This is a genomic window from Moorena sp. SIO4G3 (genome assembly GCF_010692305.1).
In the GTDB taxonomy this organism is placed as follows: Bacteria; Cyanobacteriota; Cyanobacteriia; order Cyanobacteriales; family Coleofasciculaceae; genus Moorena; species Moorena producens_A.
In genome coordinates this window covers 1-6,270 of sequence record NZ_JAAHIG010000462.1, presented here as the reverse complement: position 1 = coordinate 6,270, position 6,270 = coordinate 1, and the positions used below count along the sequence as shown (strand labels likewise).

Sequence of the window (6,270 nt, the reverse complement as noted above, 5' to 3'; positions counted from 1 at the left end):
TAATCGAATGGCTCCATAGCACAGTTGATGCTCTAGCCACTGGTGCAGAGTAGTCTGGTTGTGAATCACACCAATATCAACTAACGTTTCCAAACCCTCGGAATAGCCGTAAGCACCCACTGGTAGTACGGGACTAGCCAGTTGCAAAAGATTCAACAAAGAATTAGGGACTAGGGGATCTAAATGCATTCTTGCTTGTTGCTCATTGCCATAGTGCACTGTCTGTACATCATATAGTGCTACGGGCAATGGCATTGGCAAGAGGCAAAAGGCAAAAGTTGACTACAACAGCTTTTGTTGCTTGTATCAATGTCCTTTGAATCCGTAGTGCTATACCTAATCGGGATCCCACGCTCCTTCAGGATTGGATAAGAGACCGAAGAGGGAGAAGAGGGAGAACACAGGGAAGCTAGAGTAACCAAATTTCCTGATCGAGATCTGCTCGATCCTGTCATCCATTACATCCGTTAAACCATCTCTTGCCCCTCTGGCAGTTAGGAATTACCCACCCTAAATCTACATATAGTGTGTAATTTTATATAAAAACACTACATATATTGTTTTTGGGGGCTATCGACATAAGTCCTAAAAATTTCCAAAAAAAGTTTGCCCAAACCCTTGACACCGCTTGTAGTATTTTTGTAGTATATAAACATAGCGCAGAGGAAAGAGTCAAAACGCTCGAATCCCAAAGCTTACACGGAACCTTGACAACTAAATATGTAACATACCTTTTGATTCATGTTTGGATATAACTGTGTTTGCTCATCACGTGGGGATAGACCCTTGGGTTGATTCCCCACAGAGTGAACCCAGAGATTTATCTAAAGTCGAACGGATAAACTGCTCAAGTCCTGGGGCTGTAGCTCAGATGGTCAGAGCGCCTGTCTGTCGAACAGGAAGTCGCGGGTTCGATTCCCGTCAGCCTCGCTCTTTGCAGTCGCTTTTATCGGTTGCAGGTGCAAATCCTGCTCCAATCAGTGACTCCAATCAGTGACCTAGCAGCGTAGCTCAACGGTAGAGCACCTGGCTCATAACCAGGAGAGTGCGGGTTCGAGTCCCGCCGCTGCGACCACATACGGAGATGGTGTAACTGGCAACATGACGGTCTCCAAAACCGTTGATCTGAGTTCAAATCTCAGTCTCCGCGCTCCCGTGCCGTAGGCAAATTTGGTTAAGCCGCGTGCCTTTCAAGCAGGTGATTGCGGGTTCGAACCCCGTCGGCACGATCAATGCCCTGTAGCTCAGTTGGAAGAGCAGCGAGCTGTTAACTCGATGGTCGCGGGTTCGATCCCTGCCAGGGCAGTCAGGAGCGGTTTCATATTTCTCCTTTGTATCCCCCGGTAGCTCAGTTGGGTAGAGCGCTCGCCTGAAAAGCGAGAGGTCGTCGGTTCGATGCCGACCTTGGGGGGCTGTCACTTGCCATTGCAAGTGCTCAATGCCGGATGGACGATTGGCAAGTCGCCGTGACTCTGAATCACGGAGAAGTTGGTTCGAGTCCAACTCCGGCATTCTATTGTTGAAAGTAAACCTTGGCCTATTGGCCACGCTACGCGAACAACCAAATAACTTTTCAAATCAATTTTGATAGCACTTGGTATCAAATATGCTCCTGTAGCCCAATTGGTAGAGGCGGCTGTCTCAAAAATAGTCTACGTGTGAGTTCGAGTCTCACCAGGAGTACTAATACCAAGTTGTGTTTAAACATAGTTAAAGCTTAACCAGTTGTAAAGGTCAACCCAAATAACTTTTCAAATCAATTTTGATAGCAACTTGGTATCAAATATGCTCCTGTAGCCCAATTGGCAGAGGCGACCGTTTTAAAAACGGTCAGTTGTGGGTTCGACTCCCACCAGGAGTACTAACGGGGTGTAGCGCAGTTTGGTAGCGCGCTTGCTTTGGGAGCAAGATGTCACAGGTTCAAATCCTGTCACCCCGACTTTACCCCTGTGATGCAATTGGTAGACATCACTCCCCCAGAAGGAGTATCTTGCAGGTTCAAATCCTGCCAGGGGTATACGCTCCCGTGGCGCAATTGGTAGACGCACTAGACCGAGATTCTAGTTTTTTTACAGGTTCAAATCCTGTCGGGAGTACCAATTATCCAGATGTGGCGCAGTTTGGTTTAGTCCAGTTGACCAACAGTCAATCGGTCATAAGCGCAAATTCCGCCCCTCGGATCCAAACCCCTGTAGCCCAATTGGCAGAGGCTCTAGGCTTAGAACCTAGGTGTTACTGGTTCAAATCCAGTCAGGGGTATCGCAGGGATGGAGCAAGAGTAGGCTCGCCAGGTTCATACCCTGGAAATCAGTGAGTGCAACTCTCACCCCTGCCACCAATTTGCAGGCATGATGTCATAAGCTGTTCAGCATTTAGATTGGGATACCATTATTGTTCAAAGGGAACAGGGAATAGGGAACAGGGAACGGGGAATAACCAATTTAAATGCATATCAGCTTATCATCTCTGGTTGAATACTTATCATTGAAAGGAGTTCGTAAATTTAAATTTTTCAAGTAACAAACAACCAATAAAAAGTAACGATTTTCCTGATTTTAAGAGTTATCAAGAGAACCTGAACAATCTTGCTAATTGTTCATAATTTAAAAAAAAGAGCTCTTTACTACTGTTCCCTGTTCCCTGTTCCCTGTTCCCTTTTTATATCAATACTATGTTTACCTATAAAATAAAACTACTTTATCAGTTAACTAACAGCATGGTTGACAAGTGATTAGCTAGGAGATACAAATGAAGAGATAAGGAGGGTAAAATGACAACTATGACTGTCACAGATGCTCTAGCAGAGTTAACCTTGCTGCAAAAGCGCATTGACTCAGCCAGAGCAGCTTTGGACAACAACACCTTAATTTCTGTGGTTGAAGTCGGTCAAGTGCCAACAGGCTTCAAATCACGAGAAGATTATGAGATAAAAGCTAAAGCGGCTTTGCAAAAAGTGGATGCCTTGATTGCCAGAAGGCGGACGATCAAGAGAGTAATTGTCTTATCCAATGCTTCTACAATGGTTACGATTGCTGACCAAGAGATGACTGTGGCAGAAGCGATTGAGATGAAGATGTTTATCATGTATTATGAAGCAGTTATCGGTACTATGCAGTCAGCATATACTAAAACCCTGAATCACTATAAGATGGCACAAGCACGAGTCAAAGAAAGACTTGATAAACTAGCTCTGGAAGTGCTAGGACAGAATGCATCCGTTGGTTCACAGAAGTATCAATCCTTGGCAGATAGCTTTCTAGCTAGAGAAGGGGTTGAACTACTCGATCCCACTAACCTGGCTGAAGAGCTTGAAAGACGACAAACCTTTATTGAACAGTTCAAGTCAACAGTTGATCGAGTACTCTCGATTAGCAATGCCAGGACAATGATCGAAATTCCCGATTAAAATAGTGATAGGTGCTGGTCACTCGAAAATCTCTAAATTTATGGTTTTTAAGTAAGATGGATAGCTCATGGTAGGGCACATGATTTTGGTTCATGAAGTGTTGGTTCAAATCCGACTCCATCTTCGGATAAATTTAAAGGTCAAAGGTTAACGGTTAACCCTTAAACCTCAATCATCAAACCTTAGCTTGTCAACTTTCAAACCATAAAAGTCAACCATCGATAAAATCCAGGGACTATGGTTGTAGGTTCCATAAAACCTTGAGGTTTCCACCTGGCTGAGTGGTCAGCATTCTCATTATTCAGCAACAATTATGACAATTTATTTTTACGGTACTCGCCAAAAACCCTATGGTTGTTTTTCCAACTTCTCCCGACATGGCTTTGAGCTAGATGAATTGTGGTGGGCGACTAGTGAGCATTTCTTCCAAGCCCAAAAATTTGTGACTACTGATTCCTCTTGGTATGACAAAATCCGTAACGCAAAAACACCAAAGGAAGCAGCAAAAATGGGACGGGATCGCTCTCATCCTCTTCGTGATGATTGGGAAAAAGTCAAAGATGAGATTATGCAGCGAGGAGTGTTACGAAAATTTGAAACCCATGGTGATCTTCGCCAGTTACTACTTGCTACAGGTGATCAGGTAATTGTTGAGAATTCACCGATAGATTATTACTGGGGTTGTGGTGCTGATGGTAGTGGTAAAAACAAGCTAGGAGAGATTTTAATGACAGTCAGGGCAATATTGCGTGACCAGCAAGTTGATGTTAACGATAGCATTTTTATTTGAGTTGTGAACAGAGGATTTATAGAAAAAGGGAGCAGGGAGCAGGGACTTCGGAGCAGTAGGAAAGAGATCTAAAAAGTTTTGATGTTATGAACAATCTTGCAAAAGTATTTTTATGATACTGTTTGCGTCAATTCTTGTCCACTATTCCCTATTCCCTGTTCCCTGTTCCCGACAACTGCCGCGAAGTCTAATAATTAGGAATTTGTATTGTTTTAAACAACTTGGTGTCTGAAGCCAAAGTGGTCGCGGCGCTGGTTTGTGGAACCAGTCATAACGGGTTCAAGTCCCGTCAGACACCCTTAGGTGCGACCCGTGGCGAATTTAATTCTTAATGGGTCAAGCGCACCTTAAGGAAGATGCCGCCGAGTGGACGGCAATCGGTCTTGAAAACCGTGGTACGGCAGCGATGTTGTAGGGGTTCGATTCCTCCATCTTCCTCTAGCCATCAGAAGGCGAAAAGCGCGGAACTGTGCTGTTGAACTTCCCCATCCGTCGCAGGAATGGGGATTCCCAGGCACAACCTAATTGGCTGTTATCTCCTAGGGCGTAACTTTCCCCCGCACCGGAGGTAGCTGGTAGGGTCAATACCCAGTTTTTTTTTGAGACCCTTATTTCTTATATTAACACCACACTGGGAAAATTCATCCCCGGAGACGAAACCTTAGAATAGTGGAGCCTTAATAATAAAGTTTTAACCCCTTTTCTCATAGCCGACCAACCAGAAAGGCTCCACTATTCTTACGGTAACTTCAAGACCTAATTCGACGGGGTATTCTTTTCCCTCTCAAACTCTCTCCTTCGATAACGCAGTGCTAGGAGGGGCAGTACCTCCCTGGTGGATTTCCCTCTGAAGCGCGGAACTGGCACTGACACTCCTAATGTTAGCTGTGGTCGTTCAACTCGACCCAGAGGGGTTTTCCTTTTGTGATGGGAATGTAGCTCAATTGGCAGAGCAGTCGGCTCTTAACCGAATTGTTGCAGGTTCAACTCCTGTCATTCCCATAGAATCTGGGTGGTTGGCATAGCGGCTGTGCAACGGATTTTTAATCCGTACTAGATAGGTTCGACTCCTATACCGCCCATTGATAATTCACCCAATAATTGACCCATTTAAACCGCAGAATCAGTATCTTTGACAAACAGGTATTTAACTATTAGCTTTTAGCGGAACCATTGACCATGGGTCCCTAGGCAGGTGAAACGGATTTACAAGCGATCGCTAACTTGATCAACCCCTGTGAAGCAGTTGATCAGCTAGACGAAGGTATGTTACTCCCACTACTACCCCAGGAATGTCAACATCCATCCCTGGATAGAGACTGAGATTTACCTCTCTGGGAAGATAGAGATGGGCAGCAGAGCGCGATGAAGCAAAGCTTCCGCTAAAAGCGAACGCTAGAGGAAAAACAGTTAAAACAGATTCAAAATGTCTTAAACTAATGGCAAATGTATAGTTATAATATCACAGGAAATTTCTATGCAGCTTGGTCCTGGTTTATTAATAACATTTTTGTATTACTTCACCTGCACAACCCTCATTACCACTGTATTTTCCTCGCAAGTTTTGAGGCTAAGTCTGGTGACAGGGATGCCCTATAGTGTCGGTGTAATTTTTGGCTTAATCGGTGGTTTATTAGGTACCTACTTCAATCGAACCGTTACAGTATCCCTAGAATTCAAGAGTAAGAAAGTTTTTACCGCTGCTCTCCAGGATGCTCTGACCGAGATGGGGTTTGAGGAAACATCAAAGCTAGAAGATTTTGTAGTTTACCAACGCCCAGCACTCAGTAATCTTTTCTCTGGTAAAGTATTTGTACAAATCGGTAAAGGGAAAGCTACCATTGCTAGCCGTTCCAGAAATATTAAGCGAATCAGCCGTAAACTATCAAAGAATTAGAGACACTATCCATAATTTTTATAAAACCTATTTTTTAAACAACCTTGCGATATAGCGTTTCTAGGACTCATGAGGTACACATTATTTTTCACCTCTTCCCTCTTCCCTCTTCCCTCTTCCCTCTTACTTCTTACCTCTTCCCTGCTCCCTGCTCCCTGCTCCCTGCTCCCTAAAAAC

3 protein-coding genes, 18 tRNA genes and 1 pseudogene are annotated in these 6,270 nt (G+C 44.3%); 21 read left to right on the top strand and 1 reads right to left on the bottom strand.

The features are described from left to right. Positions 1–189: pseudogene (locus tag F6J99_RS40050) on the bottom strand (urease accessory protein UreF); the annotation flags it as partial. A 667-nt stretch (positions 190–856) separates the two neighbouring features. Here F6J99_RS40050 and F6J99_RS40045 point away from each other — a divergent pair. From F6J99_RS40045 to F6J99_RS39945, 21 genes are all read left to right on the top strand, one after another. Then, a tRNA-Asp gene (locus F6J99_RS40045) sits at positions 857–930 on the top strand. A gap of 70 nt (positions 931–1,000) precedes the next feature. After that, positions 1,001–1,075, top strand: a tRNA-Met gene (locus tag F6J99_RS40040). Positions 1,076–1,079: 4 nt separating this feature from the next. Then, positions 1,080–1,150 (top strand) — tRNA-Trp (locus tag F6J99_RS40035). 4 nt (positions 1,151–1,154) lie between these two features. Then, a tRNA-Glu gene (locus tag F6J99_RS40030) sits at positions 1,155–1,229 on the top strand. A gap of 4 nt (positions 1,230–1,233) precedes the next feature. After that, positions 1,234–1,306 (top strand) — tRNA-Asn (locus tag F6J99_RS40025). A 31-nt stretch (positions 1,307–1,337) separates the two neighbouring features. After that, positions 1,338–1,411 (top strand) — tRNA-Phe (locus tag F6J99_RS40020). Positions 1,412–1,439: 28 nt separating this feature from the next. Further along, positions 1,440–1,512: transfer RNA gene (locus F6J99_RS40015), tRNA-Gln, on the top strand. 96 nt (positions 1,513–1,608) lie between these two features. Then, positions 1,609–1,683, top strand: a tRNA-Leu gene (locus F6J99_RS40010). 104 nt (positions 1,684–1,787) lie between these two features. Next, positions 1,788–1,861, top strand: a tRNA-Leu gene (locus F6J99_RS40005). 4 nt (positions 1,862–1,865) lie between these two features. Then, positions 1,866–1,939 (top strand) — tRNA-Pro (locus tag F6J99_RS40000). A 4-nt stretch (positions 1,940–1,943) separates the two neighbouring features. After that, a tRNA-Leu gene (locus F6J99_RS39995) sits at positions 1,944–2,017 on the top strand. Between the two features lie 3 nt (positions 2,018–2,020). Continuing rightward, positions 2,021–2,099, top strand: a tRNA-Leu gene (locus F6J99_RS39990). 86 nt (positions 2,100–2,185) lie between these two features. Further along, positions 2,186–2,259 (top strand) — tRNA-Leu (locus tag F6J99_RS39985). Positions 2,260–2,261: 2 nt separating this feature from the next. Continuing rightward, positions 2,262–2,338: transfer RNA gene (locus F6J99_RS39980), tRNA-Met, on the top strand. Between the two features lie 432 nt (positions 2,339–2,770). After that, positions 2,771–3,406: a hypothetical protein gene (locus F6J99_RS39975; protein WP_293121718.1), complete on the top strand. Its 636-nt coding sequence runs from the start codon at positions 2,771–2,773 to the stop codon at positions 3,404–3,406. A gap of 54 nt (positions 3,407–3,460) precedes the next feature. After that, positions 3,461–3,530 (top strand) — tRNA-Gln (locus tag F6J99_RS39970). A gap of 189 nt (positions 3,531–3,719) precedes the next feature. Continuing rightward, on the top strand, positions 3,720–4,196 hold the full coding sequence (locus F6J99_RS39965) for an NADAR family protein (RefSeq protein WP_293121716.1): 477 nt from the start codon (positions 3,720–3,722) through the stop codon (positions 4,194–4,196). A gap of 224 nt (positions 4,197–4,420) precedes the next feature. Next, positions 4,421–4,494, top strand: a tRNA-His gene (locus F6J99_RS39960). A gap of 631 nt (positions 4,495–5,125) precedes the next feature. Beyond that, positions 5,126–5,198: transfer RNA gene (locus tag F6J99_RS39955), tRNA-Lys, on the top strand. Positions 5,199–5,206: 8 nt separating this feature from the next. After that, positions 5,207–5,278 (top strand) — tRNA-Lys (locus tag F6J99_RS39950). A gap of 497 nt (positions 5,279–5,775) precedes the next feature. Then, complete coding sequence (locus tag F6J99_RS39945) at positions 5,776–6,093, top strand: hypothetical protein (RefSeq protein WP_293121714.1); 318 nt, start codon at positions 5,776–5,778, stop codon at positions 6,091–6,093. The last annotated feature ends 177 nt before the right edge of the window (positions 6,094–6,270 follow it).

Excerpts from the sequence above, each read along its gene's own strand:
- F6J99_RS39975 (WP_293121718.1), top strand. The coding sequence starts at position 2,771 with ATGACAACTATGACTGTCACAGATGCTCTAGCAGAGTTAACCTTGCTG.
- F6J99_RS39965 (WP_293121716.1), top strand. The coding sequence starts at position 3,720 with ATGACAATTTATTTTTACGGTACTCGCCAAAAACCCTATGGTTGTTTT.